The sequence below is a fragment of the Streptomyces sp. NPDC006384 genome (assembly GCF_042870695.1).
Lineage (GTDB): Bacteria > Actinomycetota > Actinomycetes > Streptomycetales > Streptomycetaceae > Streptomyces.
In genome coordinates, this window is the sequence record NZ_JBIAHR010000015.1 from 53,158 (window position 1) to 74,583 (window position 21,426).

At 72.1% G+C, this 21,426-nt stretch carries 14 protein-coding genes; 3 read left to right on the forward strand and 11 right to left on the reverse strand.

What is annotated here, in order from left to right:
• Nucleotides 1-66: 66 nt before the first annotated feature.
• Both ACFYOJ_RS21390 and manA read right to left on the reverse strand, forming a co-directional pair.
• Nucleotides 67-1,017 (reverse strand): ROK family protein, encoded by a 951-nt coding sequence (locus tag ACFYOJ_RS21390; protein WP_356554735.1) that lies wholly within the window; start codon nt 1,015-1,017, stop codon nt 67-69.
• A 65-nt stretch (nt 1,018-1,082) separates the two neighbouring features.
• Nucleotides 1,083-2,303 carry a mannose-6-phosphate isomerase, class I gene (gene manA / locus ACFYOJ_RS21395; protein WP_356554734.1) on the reverse strand — a complete coding sequence of 407 codons (1,221 nt, stop codon included), beginning with the start codon at nt 2,301-2,303 and terminating at the stop codon, nt 1,083-1,085.
• A 371-nt stretch (nt 2,304-2,674) separates the two neighbouring features.
• Here manA and ACFYOJ_RS21400 point away from each other — a divergent pair, with 371 nt between their 5' ends.
• Complete coding sequence (locus tag ACFYOJ_RS21400; RefSeq protein ID WP_356554732.1) at nt 2,675-3,829, forward strand: cellulase family glycosylhydrolase; 1,155 nt, start codon at nt 2,675-2,677, stop codon at nt 3,827-3,829.
• 131 nt (nt 3,830-3,960) lie between these two features.
• Here the strand turns inward: ACFYOJ_RS21400 and ACFYOJ_RS21405 are convergent, their stop codons facing one another.
• The 3 genes from ACFYOJ_RS21405 to ACFYOJ_RS21415 all read right to left on the reverse strand — a co-directional run bounded on the left by ACFYOJ_RS21405 (nt 3,961) and on the right by ACFYOJ_RS21415 (nt 9,586).
• Entirely contained in the window at nt 3,961-6,003 is a 2,043-nt protein-coding gene (locus ACFYOJ_RS21405; protein WP_356554730.1) for a glycosyl hydrolase, read from the reverse strand.
• A gap of 233 nt (nt 6,004-6,236) precedes the next feature.
• On the reverse strand, nt 6,237-7,100 hold the full coding sequence (locus ACFYOJ_RS21410; protein WP_356554729.1) for a substrate-binding domain-containing protein: 864 nt from the start codon (nt 7,098-7,100) through the stop codon (nt 6,237-6,239).
• Nucleotides 7,097-9,586 carry a glycoside hydrolase family 2 protein gene (locus tag ACFYOJ_RS21415; protein ID WP_356554727.1) on the reverse strand — a complete coding sequence of 830 codons (2,490 nt, stop codon included), beginning with the start codon at nt 9,584-9,586 and terminating at the stop codon, nt 7,097-7,099. The genes ACFYOJ_RS21410 and ACFYOJ_RS21415 overlap by 4 nt, the downstream gene beginning before the upstream one ends.
• Before the next feature lie 156 nt (nt 9,587-9,742).
• Here ACFYOJ_RS21415 and ACFYOJ_RS21420 point away from each other — a divergent pair, with 156 nt between their 5' ends.
• Nucleotides 9,743-11,926, forward strand: coding sequence for an alpha-galactosidase (locus ACFYOJ_RS21420; RefSeq protein WP_356554725.1), 2,184 nt, complete (start codon nt 9,743-9,745; stop codon nt 11,924-11,926).
• 109 nt (nt 11,927-12,035) lie between these two features.
• On the opposite strand, the gene ACFYOJ_RS21425 is transcribed toward ACFYOJ_RS21420, so the two are convergent.
• The 5 genes from ACFYOJ_RS21425 to ACFYOJ_RS21445 are packed head-to-tail and all read right to left on the reverse strand — an operon-like array spanning nt 12,036 to nt 17,674.
• Nucleotides 12,036-12,962, reverse strand: coding sequence for an ATP-binding cassette domain-containing protein (locus ACFYOJ_RS21425; RefSeq protein ID WP_356554724.1), 927 nt, complete (start codon nt 12,960-12,962; stop codon nt 12,036-12,038).
• Nucleotides 12,962-13,927 (reverse strand): ABC transporter ATP-binding protein, encoded by a 966-nt coding sequence (locus ACFYOJ_RS21430; RefSeq protein WP_356554722.1) that lies wholly within the window; start codon nt 13,925-13,927, stop codon nt 12,962-12,964. The genes ACFYOJ_RS21425 and ACFYOJ_RS21430 overlap by 1 nt, the downstream gene beginning before the upstream one ends.
• Nucleotides 13,924-14,931, reverse strand: a complete 1,008-nt coding sequence (locus tag ACFYOJ_RS21435; protein WP_356554720.1) for an ABC transporter permease — start codon at nt 14,929-14,931, stop codon at nt 13,924-13,926. Before ACFYOJ_RS21435 ends, ACFYOJ_RS21430 begins: the two co-directional genes overlap by 4 nt.
• A 19-nt stretch (nt 14,932-14,950) precedes the next feature.
• Nucleotides 14,951-15,940 (reverse strand): ABC transporter permease, encoded by a 990-nt coding sequence (locus ACFYOJ_RS21440; protein WP_356554718.1) that lies wholly within the window; start codon nt 15,938-15,940, stop codon nt 14,951-14,953.
• 51 nt (nt 15,941-15,991) lie between these two features.
• Nucleotides 15,992-17,674 carry an ABC transporter substrate-binding protein gene (locus ACFYOJ_RS21445; protein WP_356554716.1) on the reverse strand — a complete coding sequence of 561 codons (1,683 nt, stop codon included), beginning with the start codon at nt 17,672-17,674 and terminating at the stop codon, nt 15,992-15,994.
• 414 nt (nt 17,675-18,088) lie between these two features.
• On the opposite strand from ACFYOJ_RS21445, the gene ACFYOJ_RS21450 reads away from it, so the two are divergent.
• Nucleotides 18,089-19,363, forward strand: a complete 1,275-nt coding sequence (locus ACFYOJ_RS21450) for an ROK family transcriptional regulator (RefSeq protein ID WP_356554714.1) — start codon at nt 18,089-18,091, stop codon at nt 19,361-19,363.
• Between the two features lie 144 nt (nt 19,364-19,507).
• Here ACFYOJ_RS21450 and ACFYOJ_RS21455 read toward each other — a convergent pair whose 3' ends face one another.
• Nucleotides 19,508-21,382 carry an ABC transporter ATP-binding protein gene (locus ACFYOJ_RS21455; protein WP_356554760.1) on the reverse strand — a complete coding sequence of 625 codons (1,875 nt, stop codon included), beginning with the start codon at nt 21,380-21,382 and terminating at the stop codon, nt 19,508-19,510.
• Between the last annotated feature and the right edge of the window lie 44 nt (nt 21,383-21,426).

The window sequence follows — 21,426 nt, forward strand, 5'->3', positions numbered from 1 at the left end:
TCGCACTGCGGAAAGGGCGGGAACAGAACCGGTTGAGTTCCTCTCCCGTGAAATGTGCCGTCGTTGCTAGAGCACCGAGTGGCCGAGTTCCCGGATTTGCCGACGGGCCGCCGCCGCGGCGCCGATCAGGCCGGCGTCCGCGGCGAGGACCGCCGGCCGCACCTCCAGGCCTCGGACGAAGTCGAGGACCGCGAACTCCCGCAGATGGCGGCGCAGAGGGGCGAAGAGCGTGTCGCCCGCCCGGGCGACACCGCCGCCGATGACGGCGACCTCGATCTCCAGCAGCGTCGCGGCGCCGGCGACGGCGGCGGCCAGCGCGCGGGCCGAGCGGTCGTAGGCGGCCAGGGCGCGTGCGTCACCCGCGCGCGCGGAGGCGGCGACGGCGGCGGCCGTCGGCGGTGAGCCGGGGTCGGGGGTCCAGCCCGCCTCCAGGGCGTGACGGGCGATGGCGGTGCCGCTGGCGTAGCCCTCCAGGCACCCCCGCGCACCGCAGACGCACGGCGGGCCGTCGAGGGCGACGGAGACGTGGCCGATGTGCCCGGCGTTCCCCGAGGGCCCCGGGCTCGGCCGGCCGTCCAGGACGAAGCCGCCCCCGACGCCGGTGGAGACCACCATGCACAGCGCGTTGGCCGCTCCCCGGGCGGCGCCGAGCCAGTGCTCGGCGGCGGTCATGGCCACGGCGTCCCCGAGCAGTACGGGGGCGACGCCGCCGGAGAGCACCGGATGGGCGCGTACGCTCTCGATCAGGGGAAAGGCCCGCCAGGCGGGGATGTTCACGGGGCTCACGGTGCCGGCCGCGGTGTCGACGGGGCCCGCGCTGGCGATGCCGAAGCCGCGTACGGCGCCCCAGGCGGGAGCGGCGGCCAGAGCGTCGATCACGGCGTCGACCGTGCGCGCCAGGCGCTGGGCGGATTCTCTCGCCGGGGTGGGGAGTTCGGTGCGGTGGACGACGGTTCCCCTCTCGTCGACCAGCGCACCCGCGATCTTGGTTCCTCCGATGTCCAGGGCGGCGTACACCGATGCGGTCCTCTCTCCGGTCCATCGACCGACAACGTTGTCATCATGTGGGTGAACGGGGATTCCTACGCGTGGGGGCCGCGGTCACCGGCTTCCGGGCCGGTGGCCGCCACGAACAGCGTGCCCTCGCCGTCCACCAGGACGTCCTCGTCCGACGCGGACAGGAAGCAGGAGTCGCCGGGGCCGAGCCGCAGCTCCTCCTCCCCCTTGCCCGTGCGCAGCAGGACGGTGCCTTCCGCGCAGAAGGCGATGCGGGGACCGGACGGCGGGACGAGGGGACCTCCGGGGCCGGCGAGCTCGGTCCGGTGGAGGGCGAACTCCTCGGCCGGGCAGTCGTACAGCAGGGTCCGTCCCGGCCCCGGCACGTCCGTGGGCCGCACCTCGGGCACCCGCACCGACGGGTCCGTGATCCGCAGCAGTTCGGGGACGTCGACCTCCTTGGCGGTCAGTCCCGCGCGCAGCACGTTGTCCGAGTTGGCGAGCAGTTCCACGCCGACTCCGCGCACGTAGGCGTGCAGGCCGCCGGCCGGCATGAACAGGGCCTCGCCGGGTTCCAGGACCCGGTGGCCGAGGAGCAGGGAGGCGACGAGGCCGAGGTCTCCCGGATGGTGCCGGGACATGCGCACCACCGCGTCGTACGCCGCGCGGTGCGGCCCGGACCGCGACGCCCGGCGCCGGCACGCCTCGACGACCTCGGAGACGAACGGCTCACGGTCGTGCCGCGGCCACTCCAGCAGGGCGCGCAGTGCCTCGGTCAGCGCCTCGTCCCCGGTGCCGTCGCGCAGCGGCGCGGTGACCGGCCGCAGCCGGTCGAGCCCGAGGTCCTCGAGGACGTCGGCGGCCTGCGCGCGGTCGCGGAAGCCGGCCAGCACCTCGAAGCGGGTGAGCGCGCAGAGCAGTTCGGGTTTGGGCCAGTCGTCGGCGTACGCGCCGTGCCCGCCGCCGGCCTGCCGGGCGGCGAAGCCCGCGCGCGCCTGTTCCCGGTCGGGGTGCACCTGGATGGACAGGGGCTGCTCGGCGGCGAGCACCTTCAGCAGGAAGGGGAGCCTGCCGTCGAACCGGCGGGCGCAGGCGGCTCCGAGTTCCCGTTCGGGGTCCTCGGCCACCGCGTCCCGCAGCGTCGTGGGACGCCCGCCGCGGGTGATGCCCGCGGGGCCGGACGGGTGGGCGCCCATCCACAGTTCCGCCTCCGGGCCGGCCGAGGGGACGTCCCTCCCCTGCAGCCGGGCGAGACCCTCGCGGGAGCCCCAGGCGTACGGCTTGATGATCGGTCGAAGTAGATCCACGGTCGTACGTTAACGGCGTGCGACCGGTTATCGGGAATCGGCAACCCTATGTTATTGAACCGGTATAGTAACGCGGCTCCGGAAGGACGGAAATCGGTCGTTCCCTCAACGTCGGAGCCGGCCAGCGGGTTTAGCGGTTTAGGGCGCCGCTCGGCGAAACGGCCGTGAACCGAGCATTGACATGGACGTAACACCGGGTGCGTCATAGGGGCCACGAGCGGTCCGCCGTCCGGCACCCGAAGCCCCGCCTCCCGCGAAGCGGTCCACCAGGCATGCTCCCGCACGGCGACATCGTTGTCGGACGTGTCATGCCGTGCCCTGCCCTGCCGTGCCGTTCGTGTCCTCAGCCCAGTCCGAAACCGAGGAGAGACATGCGCAAACCACCGAGAAGCACGCTGATCACCACCGCGGGGACGGCGTTCGCCGCCGTCCTCGGCCTGCTCCTCTCCGTCATGGGCCCGGCCCGCGAGGCCGCCGCCACACCCGCCGGCCTGCACGTCAGCGACGGACGTCTCGTCGAGGCCAACGGGAACCCGTTCGTCATGCGCGGGGTCAACCACGCCCACACCTGGTACCCGGACCGCGCCGGCTCCATCGCCGACATCGCGCGCAAGGGCGCCAACACCGTGCGCGTCGTGCTCAGCAACGGTGACCGGTGGACCCGGACGAGCACGTCCGAGGTCTCCGCCCTCATCGACCGGTGCAAGGCCGCCAAGGTCATCTGCGTCCTGGAGGTGCACGACACCACCGGCTACGGCGAGGACGGCGCCGCGACCACCCTGGACCGGGCGGCCGACTACTGGATCGGGGTGAAGAGCGCGCTGGACGGCCAGGAGAAGTACGTCGTCGTCAACATCGGCAACGAGCCGTTCGGCAACAACGGCTACACGGCCTGGACCGGCGCCACCAAGGCGGCGATCGGCAAACTCCGCGGGGCCGGCATCCACCACACCCTCATGGTCGACGCCCCCAACTGGGGCCAGGACTGGTCCCGCACGATGCGGGACAACGCCCCCGCCGTCTTCGCGTCCGACCCCGACCGCAACACCGTCTTCTCGATCCACATGTACGGGGTCTACGACACCGCCGCCGAGGTGCAGGACTACCTGCGCGCCTTCGTCGACAGGCGACTGCCGATCGTCGTCGGCGAGTTCGGCGACCGGCACAGCGACGGCGATCCCGACGAGGACGCCGTCATGGCCACCGCGCAGTCCCTCGGGGTGGGCTACCTCGGCTGGTCCTGGAGCGGCAACGGCGGCGGCGTCGAGTACCTCGACATGGTCAGCGGTTTCGACGCGAACGCCCTGACCGGCTGGGGCCGGCGCGTCTTCCACGGTGCCGACGGCATCTCCTCCACCTCCCGGACCGCCACCGTCTACGGCGACGGGGGCTCCACGGGCGGCGGCACCGCCCCGAACGGCTACCCCTACTGCGTGCACGGCAGTGCCTCCGACCCCGACGGCGACGGCTGGGGCTGGGAGAACCACCGCTCCTGCGTGGTCCGCGGCAGCGCGGCGGACCGCTGACGGCTCCCCTCCCCCACACCTCGCCCGGAGGTCCGTGAGCCGTTCTCCCCACCGGTGGGCGGGGAGAACGGCTCGTGGTGCGCGGTGCGCGGGCCGGAGTACCGGAGTACAGGACGGCCGGCTCCCGGCTGTCAGAGGGCGCGGATGTCGTCCAGGAAGAAACTGCCGCCGGTGGGACCTCCCGCGCCGGCCTGGTTGATGAAGACGTTGAACTGCGAGAGGTCGGCCAGGTCCTCGGGGGTGATGCGCCGGCCGGCGTTCGCGGTGTCCCACGGTGCCGGGCGGAAGTCGGCGAAGGGGATCGTGACGACACCGGCCTCGGTGCCGGCCATGGACGGGTACGCCTCGTAGGCCACGCCGCCCGCGACGAGTTGCAGCACCAGTGTGTGGCGCGAGCCGTCCGGCTTCAGCCACAGCGAGAGGGAGTCGAAGGCTGACCAGTCCCCCTCGATCCGTCTGCCGATGCCCGTGTAGTTCTGGAAGGCGAAGTCGTAGTCGAAGCGCAGTGCCTTCCCGCCGCTGCCGACAGGATCCCGGGAGAGGGAGATCGTGTTGGTGCCGTAGGGGCTGTACTCGGCCCGCAGGGCGGTGTCGTCGACGTGTCCCTCGAAGTCGTCCACGACGCCGGGTGCCGCCGGCGGCTTCTCCCCGAGGACGACGCGGTACTCCGCCGTGAGTGCCCGGTGCCCGGGTACGACGGCACGGACCTTCAGCTCGGCCAGGGTGTCGGTGAGGTTCTCCTCGCCGATGTCCCAGGTGCCGGTCCAGTAGCCGGTCCTCCGGTCGAGGCGCAGTTCGTGCCGGGTGGGGGCGTCGCCGACGGTGTAGTACACCTGCCGCGGGCGGGCGTCGGAGACCCGGACCCGGACGGTGGCGGTCGCCGTGGTGATCCGCTCGCCGTCCGTGGGCGAGACGATGTGCAGGAACGGGTCGTGCCGTACGGCGCGGACCCGCCGGTCGAACATGTCGCGCAGGTCCAGGTCCGAGCTGAACACCGAGTCAGGATCGGCCGCGAAGTCCCGGAAGTCCGGCAGGAGTTCGTGCTCGGCGAGACCACCGTGCGCCGGATACGGGACGAAGAACTGGTCGGTGCCGTAATTGGTCCAGGTCATCATGTAGGCGGTGCGTGAGGCGTCCGGGTCGGCCGTGACGGCGTCCAGGACCCGGGTGAACCAGTGCAGGTCGCCGTTCTGCCCGTTGGGCTTCAGGGCACCGCTCTCGCCGAACTCGGTGAAGGCGGAGACCTTCCCTCGCCGGTCGGCGATCCGGGCGATCATGCCGAGGTCGGCGACCATGCCGTCCAGCCACTGCCGGGAGCCGTCGGTGCCGTCGTAGTTGTCGTAGCCGAGGACGTCGACGAAGTCGTCCCCGGGGTAGGTGCGCATGTACACCTCGTCCGTGCCTCCGTAACCGCCGCCGGGCCCGTAGGCGTAGAGGAAGTTGTGCACGTCCTTGGTGTCGCGCAGGTACTCCACGGTGTAGCGCCACAGCTCGACGTACTGCGAGGGCGACGCGTGGGCGGCGCCCCACCAGAACCACGAGCCGCTGTTCTCGTGGAACGGGCGGAAGATCACCGGGATCGGGGCGCCCTTGTCGTCGGTGATCGCGTGGGCGAGCCGCGCGACGCGGTCGAGGTAGGCGTTGAACTCGTCGTTGTGGTCCCCGCCGGGCAGGATCCGCTCGACCACGTCTCCGTTCGTGTCACCGTAGTTCCCGCCGGTGACGAAGTTGTCCATGTGGGCGCTGATGGTGTTGATGCCGCCGATGCGGTGGGCGTCCTGGATCAGATCGACGAAGGTGGCGAACTTCTCCTCGGGGGTGCCGGGCGAGGAGCCGTAGCCCTCCGCGCTCATGTCCCAGCCGAAGACCGCGGGGTGGTCGCCGACGCCTGCCGACACGTCGGACGTGACGCCGTCGGCCTTGTCGAACGTGACGCCGAACTCGGTGGTCTGCTGATGGCCGAAGAGGATGCCCCGGCCACGCCGGTCCCGCAGGTAGGAGAAGAGGGAGCGGGTCTCGGCCGTCGCCCGGGCGTCGGCCGTCTCGACCGTGCGGACCGAAGGTCCGTGTCCCGGGGCGGGGGCGGCGGCGGCCGGCGCCGTGGCGAGCGTGCCGAGGGCGAGAGCGAGGGCGAGGACCGCCGCCAGAGCGGCCGGCCGTCCGCGAGGCCTCAATGGTCCATGGGAATACGTCACATGCCTCTCCTGTCGGATATACGCAAGGGGAGATGAGGACGGAGCACGAGCGATCTGTGCGGAGCGGTGGAGGAAGCCCAGCAGGGTGATGGACCGGCTCACGCCGGGCGGTGAAGCGGCCCGGCCGTGGTGGGGCGTCCGGACCACGGCCGGTCAGGCGACCGCGGTCCGGGCCGTGAGAGGGGCGTGCCGCGGCACAGGGACGTGCCGCGTCACTCGGGGGCAGGACCCGTCGAGCCGCGGGCCACGAAGTGCGCGGCCGGCGACCAGCGGTCCTGGGCCGGCCGGCCGTCGATGCGGTCCAGGGCCGCCTGGGCGACCAGAGCGCCGTAGCGGTGGACGTCCACGGTCATCGTGGTCAGCGGCGGGGAGGCCAGCCGGCACAGGGTGGAGTCGTCCCAGGCGATCAGGGAGAGGTCGCCCGGTACCGCGAGGCCCAGTTCCTTGGCGGCGTTCAGTCCGGCGACGGCCATCACGTCGTTGTCGTACAGGATCGCCGTGGGCCGTGGGTCACGGCGGAGCAGTTCGGCGGTGAGCCGCTCCCCGGCCTCGGCCGAGTAGTCGCCGTCGACGACCAGCAGCCCGATGCCCGCCTCCTTGCACGCCTCCTTCTGTGCGCGCAGACGCGCCTGGGTGTGGAGCAGCGAGCGGGGACCGCCCACGCGGGCGATCCTGCGGTGTCCGAGTTCCATGAGCCGGGTCAGGGCCTCGCGCACGGGCTCGCCGTCGTCGGTGCGGACGACCGGCATGCCCGGGTCCCCCGGCCACGTACCGACCAGGACCGCGGGCAGTCCCAGCTCGCGCAGCACCTCCGGCCGGCGGTCCCCCTCGGTGAGGTTGACCACCGCGACCGCGTCCACCAGGCGGCCCTCGGCCCAGCGGCGGTACGCGGCGATCTCCTCGTCGTGCGTGGTGACGACGTGGAGGAGCACCGACATGTCCCGTGCGACCAGGCTCTCCTCCATCCCGGCGATGAGCTCCATGAAGAAGGGCTCCACCCCGAGCAGGCGGGTCGAGCTCGCGAGGACGAGGCCCAGGGCTCCCTGACCCGCGCGGGCACGGGGGGCGGGGTTCATTCGGTCTCCGACGGGGCGTGGCAGAGGCTGTTCACCGAGCGCAGCACCGGCGCGGTGGTCAGGACGGCCGGGTCGTCGAGGACGGCGGCGGTGCGGACGTGGAAGGAGTGGCTCTCGCCGGGCAGCAGGGTGACCAGCATGTCGTCCACGACGGCGTCGGGGGCGACGCGGTCGGCGAGTACGGCGATGTCGCGGGCGAAGGACCGGGCGTGGACGTCGACCCGGTATCCGCCCGGCACGGCGTGCGCCTCGGCGCTCAGCGCGTCGGGCCGGTGGGCGAGGTCCCGGTCCTCGCGGAAGGTGTGGAAGGCGCGTACGTCCTTCGAGGACGCCACGAGAACCTCCTGCCGCGCATCGTCCGGGGTGATCAGCGCGTCGTCCGGCTCGATGACCACGACCGAGCGGGGCGCCGCCTGGAGGTCGACTTTAGCATCGGCGAGGACGGTCCCCCGGAGCGTGCGGCGTTCCAGGGACAGGGGTCCGGCCCAGGGTTCGTCGGTGTCGTTGACGACGGCGAGGGCGAGCCTGCCCTCCCGGGGCTGGAAGGTGAGCAGGCGCGGGGCGTAGGCATTGCGCAGCGCGTACCACAGCGGCTTGGGGCGCTCGTCGCCGTCCACCGCGGCCCAGGAGGTGACGGGCCAGCAGTCGTTGAGCTGCCACACCAGGCTGCCGGCGGTCCGCGGCCACCAGGAGCGGAAGTGTTCGATGCCGAAGGCCACGGCGCGGGCCTGGTTGAGCTGGGTGGCCCAGTGCCAGTCCTCGAAGGTGCGCGGGGCGGGCAGGTGCGGTTCCATGCCCCGGTCGAGTTTGCCGTTGCCGTCCTCGGCCTTCTGGTGGAGCAGGAAGCCGGGCGAGCCGGCGGTGAGGGGCTCGTCGTGGATCCAGCGGGTGAGCGTGGCCCAGGTGGGCGGGCCCTGGAAGCCGAACTCCGAGCAGAAGCGGGGGGTGTGGTCGCGGTAGGCGGTGTAGTCGATCCGGTTCCACACCTCCCATTCGTGGCGGGTGCCGTGGTCCTGGTCGTTGGGGTGGATGCCGCCGACGGGTGCGCCGGGCGTGTAGGGGCTGCCGTCGGCGTACGGGGTGGCGGGGTCGAGTTCGGCGACGATCCTGGGCAGCAGTTCGGTGTAGTAGCCCAGTCCCCAGGTGCGGCCGGCCAGTTGCTCGGGCCAGCCCCAGTCGGCGAAGCCCCACAGGTTCTCGTTGCCGCCGTTCCACAGCGCGAGGCTCGGCCGGCCGGCCAGCCGTGCGACGTTCTCCCTGGCCTCGGCCTCGACCTCGCCGCGCAGCGGTTCCTCCTCGGGGTAGGAGGCGCAGGCGAAGGGGAAGTCCTGCCAGACCAGTACGCCGCGTTCGTCGCACACGTCGTAGAAGTCGTCGGTCTCGTAGATGCCGCCGCCCCAGACGCGCAGCATGTTCATGTTCGCGCCGAGGGCCTGGTCGACGCGGCGCTCCAGGCGCTCGCGGGTGATGCGGGTGAGGAAGTGGTCGTCGGGGATCCAGTTGGCCCCCTTGGCGAAGATCCGGGTGCCGTTGACGACGAAGGTGAAGGGGGTGCCGTGCTCGTCGGGCGTGGTGTCGACGGTGAGGGTGCGAAAGCCCACCCGGCGCCGGAAGCGGTCCAGTTCCGGTGCCTCGGAGGACGGGCCGGTGAGGACCACCTCCAGGTCGTACAGGGGCTGTTCGCCGTATCCGGCGGGCCACCACAGCCGGGCGTCGGGCACGGTGAGGCGCAGGACGGCGGTGGTGGTGCCGGGGTCGGGCACGGTGCGGGCCTCGGCTCCGGCGATCCGCGCGGTCAGTTCCAGGGCGGGCCGGTCCCCGGGGTGCGCGAGCTCGATGTCGGCGTGCACCTCGACCACGCCGCTGCCGTCCGGGGCCACGCTCACCAGCGGGCGTACGCGGGTCAGGCGCGCGGTGTTCCAGCGTTCCAGCCGCACCGGCTTCCAGATGCCGGCGGTCTGCAGGTCGGGGCCCCAGTCCCAGCCGAAGCTGCAGGCCATCTTGCGCACCATGTTGAAGGGGTGGGGGTAGACGTGTTCGCGGCGGCCGAGTGCCGCCTCCGTCTCCTCGGCGTACTCCAGCGCGGAGCGGAGGTCCACGACGAGTTCGTTGGAGCCGTCGGTGAGGTGGTCGCGCACGTCGAAGCGGTAGGAGCGGTGCATGTTGGCGGTGTGGCCGAGCACCCGGCCGTTGAGGGTCACGGTCGCCACGGTGTCCAGGCCGTCGAAGACCAGGTCCACGCGTTCGCCCGGTGCCGCCGCGGTCGCCTCGAAGGGGAGCCGGTACCGCCAGTCGGTGCGGTGCATCCAGGCGAGGTCCTCCTCGACCCGGTCGAGGTAGGGGTCGGGGATCAGCCCGGCGGCCATCAGGTCCAGGTGCGTGCTGCCGGGGACCACGGCACGTACCTCACGTCCCCCGACGGTCTCCGGGACCGGCCCGCGGGTGGTGCTCAGCAGCCAGCCCTCATGCAGGGGCGTCTGTGCCATGTTCACTCCTGTCGGTTCTTCGGTATGCGAACCGGGGCGAATCCGTCGGTACCGGACCCCTGTTGTTCCCCGGTCGAACCGCCTACGATTGTTACGTCGATAAATTAAGTAAGTCAACGGCGGGGTTGACCCGCTCCCTTCGGAGAAAGCCTCAACGTGTCAACTGACTCCTTCATCCCCCCGCACGGTGTGGTCCACCTGCGTGCCGCAGGTGCCTCGGTGGTCCTGGACACCTCCGGCGGCACTCTTCCGCGCGTCGTGCACTGGGGCGCCGATCTCGGTGACCTGTCCGACGCCGGTCTCGAGGCGCTGCGGCTGTCGTCGCGCCCCCAGCCGATCGGCTTCTCGGTCGACGGCCCCGTCGAGGTGTCCGTGCTCCCGGAGCAGTCCGCGGGCTGGCTCGGCACCCCCGGGCTGGTGGGTCACAGGAACGGTACGGACTTCTCGACCGCCTTCCGCGTGGTCCGCGTCGACGCCGCCGTGGACACCCCCGCGTCCGGCGACCGGCCCGGCCGCCTCCTGGTCCACGCCGAGGACCGGACCGCCGGCCTGGAACTGGAACTGGTCATCGAGCTGACCGGAGCGGGGCTGGTGCGCCAGCGCGCGACGGTGACCAACCGCGGCACCACCCCGTTCACCGTCGACGCGGTCAACCTGACCCTGCCCGTGCCGGCCGTGGCCACGGAACTGCTCGACTTCACCGGGCACCATCTGCGCGAGCGCAGCCCCCAGCGGACGGCCTTCACGCAGGGGCTGCGCCTGCGGGAGAACCGCACCGGTCGCACCGGCTACGACTCGGCGTACCTGCTGGCCGCCGGGACGGAGGGCTTCGGCAACCGCGGCGGCGAGGTGTGGGCGGTGCACACCGCCTGGTCGGGCAATCACCGCACCTTCGCCGAACGCACCTTCCACTCCGTCTCGCTGCTGGGCTGCGGAGAGCTGCTGCTGTCCGGGGAGGTGCTGCTCGCACCGGACGAGAGCTACCGCACGCCCTGGCAGTACGGGTCGTACGGGCGCGGCCTGGACGAGGTGTCCGCCCGCTTCCACCGCCATCTGCGGGCCCGGCAGCATCATCCGCGCTCGCCGCGGCCGGTGGTCGTCAACACCTGGGAGGCGGTGTACTTCGACCACGACCTGGAGCGGCTGAAGCGGCTCGCGGACGCGGCCGCCGGCGTGGGCGCCGAGCGCTTCGTGCTGGACGACGGCTGGTTCGGCGCGCGCCGCGACGACCGGCGGGCGCTCGGCGACTGGTTCGTCTCCCCCGAGGTGTGGCCCCAGGGACTCGGCCCGCTGATCGACCACGTCACCGCGCTGGGGATGCAGTTCGGGCTCTGGGTGGAACCCGAGATGATCAACGAGGACTCGGAGCTGGCCCGCGCCCATCCGGACTGGATCATGGCGACGGGCGGCCGGCTGCCCGGCGCGGCCCGGCACCAGCAGGTCCTCGACCTGGCCCGGCCGGAGGCGTACGCGTACATCCTGCAGCGGCTGGACGACCTGCTGTCCGCGTACCCGATCGCGTACCTGAAGTGGGACCACAACCGGGACCTGGTGGAGGCCGGCCACCAGCCGGGCGGCCGGGCCGGGGTGCACGACCAGACGGCGGCGGTGTACCGCCTGCTGGACGACCTGCGCGCCCGGCATCCCGGCGTCGAGATCGAGTCCTGCTCGTCGGGCGGCGGCCGGGTGGACCTGGGCATCCTGGAGCGGACCGACCGGGTGTGGGTGTCGGACTGCATCGACGCCCTGGAACGGCAGCGGATCCAGCGGTGGACCAACGCGCTCGTCCCGCTGGAGCTGATGGGCACGCACGTCGGCTCCCCGGTCTCGCACACCACCGGCCGCACCCACCCCCTCGACTTCCGGGCCGCGACCGCGCTGTTCGGGCACTTCGGCATCGAGTGGGACCTGACGTCCGCCGAGCCGGCCGAGCTGGAGCGGCTGGCCGAGTGGGTGGCGCTGTACAAGGAGCTGCGCCCGCTGCTGCACTCGGGCACCGCGGTGCACGCGGACCATCCCGACCCCGCCTGCTCGCTCCACGGCGTGGTCGCCGAGGACGGGTCCGAGGCGGTCTACGCCCTGGTGGCCACCGGCACCTCCGAGCTGTACCCCACCGGGCCCGTCCGGCTGCCCGGACTGGACCCGCACGCCGTCTACCACGTGCGCCCGCAGGCACCCGGTGACCTGCCCGACGGCAACGCCCACCACTGGGGCGCCCACCTGCCGTGGTGGACGCCGCAGGGCGTCGAACTCCCCGGTGCCGTCCTCGCACAGGCGGGGGTGCAGGCGCCCGTGCTGTACCCGGAGCGGGCCGTCCTGCTGCGCGCCACCCGCCGGTAGTCCCCGTCCCCGCCCCACGACGACCGGGCCCCGCCGACGTGCTGTCGGCGGGGCCCGGCTCATGACCGGCGGTGTCACAGGTACGGAGGCGGCCGCCGTCCCGCGCCGCTCACGCCGCCGCCCCGGTCGCCGTCCCGTCGCCTCCGGCGTCGGTTCCTCCGGCGTCGACGTCGATCCAGCGTCGGGCGGCGTGGTCGTAGGTGAGGTGGTCCCGGTCGGTGTCCGCCTTCGGTCCGGGCTCCGCCAGGTCGAGACGGCCGCGCAGTTCGGGGTCGGGGGCGGCGGCGGCCAGCATCCGTGTGTACGGGTGCTGCGGGTCGAGGATGACGTCGTCGGCCGGGCCCCGTTCGACGACCCTGCCCCGGTTCATCACCAGGATGTCGTCGGAGAAGTGCCGCGCGGTGGCCAGGTCGTGGGTGATGTACAGGACGGCGAGGTCGTCCTCGCGCTGGAGCCTGGCCAGCAGGTTGAGCACCCCGAGACGGCTGGAGACGTCGAGCATGGACACCGGCTCGTCGGCGATGATCACCTGCGCGCCCGGGGCGAGGGCGCGGGCGATGGCGACCCGCTGGCGCTGACCGCCCGACAGTTCGTGCGGGCGCCGGTCCATGACCGCGGCCGGCGGCAGGTTCACCCGTTCCAGCAGCTGCGCCACCCGCTGCCGGGTCTCGTCCCGGCCGCGGCTCCGTCCGTGCAGCAGCAGGGGGCGGGCGATGTGGTGCTCGATGGAGTGGAAGGGGTTGAGCGAGGCGAAGGGATCCTGGAACACCATCTGCACGTGGTCCCGGTAGTGCCGGTCCTCGACGCGGCGCCCGGCGGGGTCGACGGCCGTGATGGTGCCGGAGGTCGGCTTCTCCAGCCGGGCGATCATCCGGGCGACGGTGGACTTGCCGGAGCCGGAGGCGCCGACCAGCGCGACGGTCCGGCCCGGCACCAGGGTGAAGCCGACCCGGTGCACGGCGCGCAGGGTGGAGCGGCGCAGTCCGGAGCGGAGGGTGAAGTCCTTGACCAGATCACGCACTTCGAGCGCGGTCATCACGCGTCCCCTTCCTCGGGTACGGCTTCTGCGGGTGCGTCCTTCCCGGGCGCGGTCTCCCCGGCCGTGTAGGAGCCGGTGGCCTCGCCGGTGCGCAGGAAGGCGCCGCGGTCGCCGGTGAGGCTGGGGAAGGAGTCCAGCAGGGTGCGGGTGTAGGGGTGCCGCGGCCGCCGGTGGATCGCCTCGGCGGTGTCGTACTCGACGATCTCGCCGCGCAGCATCACCGCGATGCGGTCGCTGAGTTCCAGCAGCAGCGGCAGGTCGTGGGTGATGAAGACGACGGCGAAGCCGAGCCTGTCGCGCAGCCGCAGGATCTCCCGGAGGATGCCGCGCTGGACGAGCACGTCGAGCGCCGTGGTGGGCTCGTCCATGATCATGACCTGCGGGTCGAGCAGCAGCGCCATGGCGATCATCACGCGCTGCCGCATGCCGCCGGAGAGTTCGTGCGGGAAGGAGTTCATCCGGCGGGCCTCGACGCCCACGAGCTCCAGCACCTCGGCGCAGCGCTCCCGCCGCTCCTGTCTGGACATGCCGGGGCGGTGGGTGGTGAGGACGTCCTCCAGCTGGGCCCGTACGGAGAGCACCGGGTTGAGGGCGTTCATCGCGCCCTGGAAGACCATGGAGAGCTTGGCCCAGCGGAAGCGCCGCAGCTCCTCGTCGCGCAGGGCCAGCAGGTCGATGTCCTGTCCGTCCCGGTCGTGGAAGGTGACCGAGCCGGAGGTGACCTCGGCGGGCCATTCGTGGAGCCGGTTGACCGCGTAGGCCAGGGTGCTCTTGCCGCAGCCCGACTCGCCGGCGAGGCCCAGGATCTCGCCCCGGTCGAGGGTCAGGGAGACGTCCTTGACGGCGTGGACGGGCGGGTCGGCCTGGTACACGACGTTGAGGCCGCGGATGGTCAGGACCGCCTGGGGCGGTGTCTTTCCGGAGTCCGGCCGGGTGCCGGCCGGTGCGATGTCGTTCTTCATACGGCGGTGCTCCTCGCGACGTGCTTCGGGCCGCGGCCGGCCTTCGCCGAGGCCCCGCGTCCGCGGCCGGCCCGGCGCAGCCGCGGGTTGATGATCTCGTCGAGGCTGAAGTTGATGAGGGCGAGCCCGCAGCCGAAGGCCGCGATGATCATTCCGGGCGGGGCGAACCACCACCACGCCTCGCGCTGGAGGGCGAAGCCGTTCTGCGCGAAGTACAGCATGGTGCCCAGCGTCGAGGAGTTGGATGCGCCGAGACCGAGGAAGGACAGTCCGGCCTCGTTGAGGATGGCGGCGATCACGGAGAAGACGAACTGCGAGGCCAGCAGGGGCAGCAGGTTGGGCAGGATCTCCACGCAGATCACCCGCCAGGGCTTCTCCCCCGCCACCTTGGCCGCGGCGACGTAGTCACGGCTGCGCAGCGACAGGGTCTGGGCGCGCAGCACACGCGCCGAGGCGGCCCAGCCGGTGACCGAGAGGACCACGGCGATGGTCCACCAGCCACGCTGGTCGGCCGGGACGAACCCGGAGATGACGATCACCAGCGGCAGCCCGGGGATGACCAGCATGACGTTGGAGAACAGGGAGAACGCCTCGTCGACGACGCCGCCCGCGTAACCGCCGATGATGCCGAACAGGGCGGACAGGACGGTGGCCATGACGCCGACGAGCAGGCCGATCTGGAGCGAACCGCGGGTGGCGTGGGCCAGTTGGGCAAGGACGTCCTGTCCGGTCTGGGTGGTGCCGAGCAGGTGCTCGCCGCTGGGCGAGGACAGGCCGATGTTCCGGATGGTGTCCGGATTCCCCGTGAACACCGGGCCGATCAGGCCGAACAGCGCGATCGCCACGACCAGGCCGAGGCCGATGCCCAGTTTGGGCGACCAGGCGGGCAGCACGGCACGCCAGCCGCCGCGCCGGCGGGCGGGGGGCAGCAGGGCCGCCGCGTCGTCTCCGACGCCCGGGGGTGACTCCTCCAGGGCGCCGTCGGGCGGGATGACACTGGTCACGAGAGGATTCCCTTCCTGGTCAGTGGCTGGTACGGGTGCGGGGGTCGATCACGCCGTACAGCAGGTCCACGAGGAGGTTGGCGCCGAGGACCGCGACGGTGATGACCAGGAAGATCCCCTGCATCAGGGCGTAGTCGTTGTTCTGCACGGCCTGCAGCAGCCGGCCGCCGACGCCCGGGTAGGAGAAGACCTGCTCGGTGATGACCGAGCCGGACACGACGAAGCCGAGCGAGGTGGCGAAGCCGGCGACGGAGGGCAGGGCCGCGTTGCGCGCCGCGTAGCGGATCATGATGCGCCGGTTGCGCAGGCCCTTGGCGCGGGCGGTGAGGATGTAGTCCTCGGCGATGGTGGACACCATCATGTTGCGCATCCCGAGCAGCCAGCCGCCGACCGAGGAGATCACGATGGTCAGCGCGGGCAGCGTGCCGTGGTAGACGGCGGAGAGTACGAACTCCCGGTTCCAGCCCATCGGCAGGGCCACGTCGTAGCCGCCCAGCAGCGGGAACCAGTGCAGGGTGGAGGACAGCAGCGCGGCCAGGACCAGCGCGAGCCAGAAGTAGGGCACCGCGGCCAGCACGGTGGTGGCGGGGACGACGGAGTCCAGCCAGGATCCGCGCCGCCAGCCGACCACCGTGCCGAGCAGCAGGCCCAGCACGAAGGAGATCAGCGTCGCCATGCCGACCAGCACGATGGTCCACGGCAGCGACTGGCCGATCACGTCGGACACCCGTGCCGGGTAGGAGCTGACCGAGACTCCGAAGTCCCCGCGGAACACGTTCCCGAGGTAGGAGAGGTACTGCTGGAACAGCGGCTCGCTGCGGTCGGCGCCGAGCAGCAGCTCGAACGACTTGCGTGCCGCCGGGTCCACCGTTCCGCCGCGCTGCTGGAGCTTCGCCATCAGGGTGTCGACCGGGTTGCCCGGCATCATCCGGGGGATGAAGAAGTTCAGCGTCAGGGCGGCCCAGAGGGCGACGGCGTAGAAACCGATCTTGCGGGCGAAGTACGTCATCCGTTGCCGCCGATCACTTGGGGTTCTTGCGTGCGCATCGCTGTCGGGGCCTCACTTGCCGGCGGGCTTCAGGTTCAGGTAGATCTGCGAGTTGTCGGGCCGGCCCCACACGGCGGGGAAGGCGTAGAGGTTGTCCTCGGTCGGCCAGCCCGTGAACTTCCTGGCGTTGAACTGGCTGGTGGTGCCGCCGGTGAGCATCGGGATGTACGGCATCGACTCCTCGATCCGGGTCTGGATCGTGTCGTAGTACGGCTGGCGGGCCTCGGTGTCGTCCATGGCGATGCCGGACAGGGCGGCGAGGGCCTGGTCGACCTTCGGGTCCTTGAAGCGGGCGAAGTTGGGGTTGGCGGTCTCACCGACGGGCGCGGTGGTCCTGCTGGAGAAGAAGTAGCTGTACAGGTAGTACGGGTCGGGGGCCGGTCCCTGGTACAGCGAGTCCAGCAGCAGTTCGTACTCGCCTCGGCCGCGGGCGTCGGACCACTCGTTCCAGGACAGCTGCTGCACGGTGAGCTTGATGCCGGCCTTCTTCAGCTGCTCGGCGACGGTGCTCACGGCGGTGATGTAGTCGGTCCAGCCGGCGACGACCTTGACGGTGAGGGCGAGTTGCCTGCCGTTCTTGGTGTAGATGCCGCCGGAGCCCTTGGTCCAGCCGGCGCCCTCCAGCAGCCGGGCGGCGGTGTCGGCCTGCGGCTCCATCGGCGCGATGGGGTCCTTGAGCTTGGTGGAGACCAGCGCCTTGTCGCGCTCCGGCAGGGCGAAGCCGGGTGATATCTCGCCGGCGGTGTTCTCGAAGGCCAGCGCGTTGAGCTGGGTGCGGTCCATCGCGTAGTAGACGGCCTTGCGCACCGCCGGGTCGGTCTGCGGGCCCTTGCAGCCGAGTTCGGCGCTGGAGCAGGTGAACAGGGCCGCCTGGTTCATGGGGACGGTGACGGCCTTGTAACCGGGGTAGTTCTTCTCGACGTTCTTGATGTCGGGGACGGGTCCGGTCTGCCAGTCGATCTGGCCGGCCTTGAGCGCGTCGGCCCCGGACTGGTTGCCGGACAGCGCGACGTAGCGGATCTTCTTCACGGCGGGGGCGCCGGCGTAGTAGTCCGGGTTCGCCTCGAGGGTGAAGGCCTGGGGCTTGAACTCCGCCAGTTTGTAGGGGCCGGTGCCGACCGGCTTCTTCATGACGTCCTCGGCGGGCTCGGCGATCTTCTCCCAGAGGTGCTTGGGGACGATCCAGAACTTGCCGAGGATCTGCGGGCCCTCGCTGAAGGAGGGCTTGTCGAAGGTGATCCTGACGTGGGTGGGGTCGACCACCGTGGTCTTCCCGGTGAAGCCGGTGCTGTTCATGGTCGGGTTGTCGCGGACCATGTCGAAGGTGAAGGCGACGTCGTCGGCGGTGAACGGACGGCCGTCGGTCCACTTCACGCCCTCGCGCAGTGTGACGGTGAGTTCGGTGCCCTTGTCGTTCCAGGCGAACTCGGTGCCCAGCCGGGGCTTGGGCTCGTCCTTGCGGGCGACGTTGTAGAAGAACAGCGGCTCGTAGATGGAGCCCGGCCCGTCGATCATCGTCGGCGAGTACGGGTTGAAGTTGATCTGGTAGTCGCCGCTCTGGCCGGTGTAGGCGACCAGCGTGGTGGCGCCGGCGCCGCTGCCGCCCGCATCGGCGCTGCAGCCCGATACGGCGAGACCGAGGGTCACCGCCCCCACGGCGCAGGCACGACGGAACCTGTTCTGATACCTGGACATACGAGCCACTCTCCTGAGGGAGGTCCGTGTCGGACGGCCGGGGCCACGCCTCCTCGGGAGGGCCGGGCCACGCACATGTGTCGAGATTGTTAAGCTGACGAAGAAAGAAGTCAACACTTTGGGCCGGGCCTTCCCCGGGCCTTCCCCCGGCCTCCCCCCGACCTTCTCCGGGCCGTGCACCGGCGGGCCGTCACCGCCGCCGGGCCGCACAAAGACGCCTCCACCGGCCAGAACAGGCCCCGCCGGGCACGGCCGGGCAGGACGGGACGGGAACTCCCGGCAGCGGGGCTGACATCCGTCCGTCGGTTATGTTTGTCTGGCAAATAAACAGGGGGCGACGCTCGGAGTGACCGGCCGAGGGCGACGCCCGCCTGGGGCGCCGGGAGGATGACGATGGGCGGGCTGGCGAAAGGTATGCCGCACGCGACCAGCAGGGCCGCTGTACTGGACGTGATCAGGGCGGCCGGGACCATCAGCAGGGTCCGGCTGATCGAGGCCACGGGCTTCACGGGCGCCACCATCTCGACCGTGGTCCGTCGCCTCATCGACGACGGGCTCGTCACCGAGATCGGGCGCTCCGAGTCGACCGGCGGCAAGCCGCGGACCCTGCTGGCGCTCAACCAGAACGCCCGGTACGCGGTCGGTGTCCACCTGGACCACTCCGGCATCACCTACGTGCTCACCGACCTGAGCGGTTCGATGGTCGCCCGGATGTCCAGGGCCGGGGCGGGCACCGACGACCCGCCCGTGGTCGTGGCCCGCATGGCCGGCGAGGTGGACACCCTCATCCAGGGCGTCGGCATCGGCAAGGACCGTGTGCTGGGCCTGGGCCTGGTCTCCCCCGGTCCCCTCACCCCCGCCAGCGGCATGCGCCTGACCCCGCCCGCCATGCGCCACTGGGAGGACTTCCCCCTGGACAAGGCCCTGGCCGAGGCGACCGGACTGCCGGTGATCCTGGACAACGACGCGACCGCCGCCGCCCTCGGGGAGCACTGGGCGGGCATCGCCCGGGACGTCCCCAGCTTCGCCGCCGTCTACATGGGCAGCGGCATCGGCGCCGGCCTGATGATCGACGGCGCCGTCTACCGGGGCCGCAGCGGCAACGCCGGGGAGATCGGCCACGTGTGCGTCGACGTGGAGGGTCCCGACTGCTGGTGCGGGGCCCGCGGCTGCACCGAGGCGCTCGCGGGTCCGGCCGCCGTGGTGATCCAGGCCCGCGCGGACATCCGGGTCTCCCGCGCGGCCGGGCTGACCCAGGGGCCGGGCGGGCAGCGCCCCTCGGTGACCGCCGACTTCGCCGCGATCGCGCGTGCCGCCCGGCGCGGGGACCAGGGCGCCCGTGAGCTGCTGGAGGGCTCGGCACGCCATCTCGCGCTCGCCGCGCGGGCCCTCGCCAACGTCATGGACCTGGACATGCTGGTCCTCACGGGTCCCTGTATGGCCGTGGCTGGCTCGGTGTACCTGCCGGTGCTGCAGGAGGAGCTGGACAGGACGTTCTTCGCGCGGGCGGCGCACTCCGTCGCCGTGCGTCTGTCGGAGTCGGCCGCCACGGCTCCCGCCGTCGGCGCGGCCACGATGGTGCTCCAGACCGAGCTGGTGCCCCTGCGGCAGCAGCGCCTGCCGCTGTCCGGCGCGCTCGGCGAACCGGAGGCCGCGGTCACCGCGCCCGCGGCCTCCGGCCGCGGATGACCCGCCGCCGCGCCCCTGCGGCGCGGCGGCCGGCCGGAGTCCGACGGACGAGGTGATCCCGCCCGGCCCACGCCGCCCCGCTTCGTTCCGCGCGGAACGAAGCGGGGCGGCGTGGGCCGGGCGGCGTGGTCGGGGTGTCCCGGGTCAGGCCGCCTGCTCGACCGCGTGCCGTGCGAACCGGGCGCGGTGCAGTTCCGCGTACCGCCCGCCCGCGGCGAGGAGTTCCTCGTGGGTGCCGCGTTCCACGATGCGGCCTGCCTCGACGACCAGGATCTGGTCGGCCGTCCGGACCGTGGAGAGCCGGTGGGCGATGACGAGGGCCGTCCTGCCCTCCAGGGCCTCGGTGAGGGCCTCCTGGACGGCCGCCTCGGAGGTGTTGTCGAGGTGCGCGGTGGCCTCGTCGAGGATGACGACGCGCTGGCGGGCGAGCAGCAGCCGGGCGATGGTCATGCGCTGGCGCTCCCCGCCGGAGAGCCGGTAGCCGCGCTCGCCGACCACGGTGTCCAGGCCGTCGGGCAGGGACCGTACGAGGTCGGTCAGGCGGGCGCGGCGCAGGGCGTCCCACAGTTCGGCGTCGGTGGCGTCGGGGCGGGCGAGCAGCAGGTTGGCGCGGACGGTGTCGTGGAAGAGGTGACCGTCCTGGGTGACCATGCCGACGGTGTCGCGCAGGGAGCGGGCGGTCAGGTCGCGGACGTCGACGCCGCCGATCCGTACGGCGCCGGCGTCGACGTCGTACAGGCGCGGCAGGAGCTGGGCGATGGTGGACTTGCCGGCGCCGGAGGACCCGACGAGCGCGACGGTCTGCCCGGGTTCGGCGCGGAAGGAGAGGCCGTGCAGGACCTCGGCGCCGCCGCGGGTGTCGAGGGAGGCGACCTCCTCGAGGGAGGCCAGGGAGACCTTGTCGGCGGACGGGTAGCCGAAGCGGACGTCGTCGAACTCGACGGCGACGGGGCCGTCGGGGACGGGGCGGGCGTCGGGCCTCTCGTCGATGAGCGGGGTCAGGTCGAGCACCTCGAAGACCCGCTCGAAGCTGACGAGGGCGCTCATCACCTCGACGCGGGCGCCGGCGAGCGCGGTGAGCGGCGCGTACAGGCGGGTCAGCAGCAGTGCCAGCGCCACGACGGCGCCGGGGTCCAGGGTGCCGCGCAGGGCGAAGAAGCCGCCGAGGCCGTAGACGAGGGCCAGGGCGAGGGCGGAGACCAGGGTGAGGGCGGTGATGAAGGCGGCCTGGGCGGTGGCGGTGCGCACGCCGATGTCGGCGACGCGGCGGGCGCGGTCGGCGAACTCGGCCGACTCCTCCTCGGGGCGGCCGAACAGCTTGATCAGCGTGGCGCCGGGTGCCGAGAAGCGCTCGGTCATCCGGGTGCCCATGGCGGCGTTCAGGGTGGCGGCCTCGCGCTGCATACGGGCCATGCGGCGGCCCATGCGCCGGGCCGGAAGGACGAAGACGGGGAGCAGGACCAGGGCGAGCAGGGTGATCTGCCAGGACAGGGTGAGCATGACGGCGAGGGTGAGCACCAGCGTGACCAGGTTGGTCACCACGCCGGACAGGGTGTTGCTGAAGGCGCGCTGGGCGCCGATGACGTCGTTGTTGAGCCGGGAGACCAGGGCGCCCGTGCGGGTGCGGGTGAAGAACGCGACCGGCATGCGCTGCACATGATCGAACACCGCCGTGCGCAGATCGAGGATCAGCCCCTCCCCGAGGGTCGCCGACAGTCTCCGGGAGAGGATGCCGAGGCCCGCCTCGGCGACCGCGATCACCGCGATCAGCAGGGCGAGCCGGACGACCGTGCCCTCGTCGCCGCCCGACACGATCGTGTCCACGACGCTTCCGGCCAGGACGGGGGTGGCGACGGCGAGCAGCGCGGTCACCGCCCCGAGCAGCACGAACCGGACGATCCGGCGGCGGTGCGGGCGGGCGAAGGCGGTGATGCGGCGCAGCGTCGCGCGGGCGAGGGGCCGGCGTTCCCGCTCGGCGTTCATGACGCTGTGCAGCTGGGTCCAGGCGGTGGTTTCCATGCTCATGCCGGTGACGCTAGAACCTCGAGTTTCCTTGAGGTCAA

Excerpts from the sequence above, each read along its gene's own strand:
- ACFYOJ_RS21430 (WP_356554722.1), bottom strand. The coding sequence starts at position 13,927 with ATGAAGAACGACATCGCACCGGCCGGCACCCGGCCGGACTCCGGAAAG.
- ACFYOJ_RS21415 (WP_356554727.1), bottom strand. The coding sequence starts at position 9,586 with ATGGCACAGACGCCCCTGCATGAGGGCTGGCTGCTGAGCACCACCCGC.
- ACFYOJ_RS21425 (WP_356554724.1), bottom strand. The coding sequence starts at position 12,962 with ATGACCGCGCTCGAAGTGCGTGATCTGGTCAAGGACTTCACCCTCCGC.
- ACFYOJ_RS21410 (WP_356554729.1), bottom strand. The coding sequence starts at position 7,100 with ATGAACCCCGCCCCCCGTGCCCGCGCGGGTCAGGGAGCCCTGGGCCTC.
- ACFYOJ_RS21445 (WP_356554716.1), bottom strand. The coding sequence starts at position 17,674 with ATGTCCAGGTATCAGAACAGGTTCCGTCGTGCCTGCGCCGTGGGGGCG.
- ACFYOJ_RS21440 (WP_356554718.1), bottom strand. The coding sequence starts at position 15,940 with ATGACGTACTTCGCCCGCAAGATCGGTTTCTACGCCGTCGCCCTCTGG.
- ACFYOJ_RS21455 (WP_356554760.1), bottom strand. The coding sequence starts at position 21,382 with ATGGAAACCACCGCCTGGACCCAGCTGCACAGCGTCATGAACGCCGAG.
- ACFYOJ_RS21400 (WP_356554732.1), top strand. The coding sequence starts at position 2,675 with ATGCGCAAACCACCGAGAAGCACGCTGATCACCACCGCGGGGACGGCG.
- ACFYOJ_RS21450 (WP_356554714.1), top strand. The coding sequence starts at position 18,089 with ATGCCGCACGCGACCAGCAGGGCCGCTGTACTGGACGTGATCAGGGCG.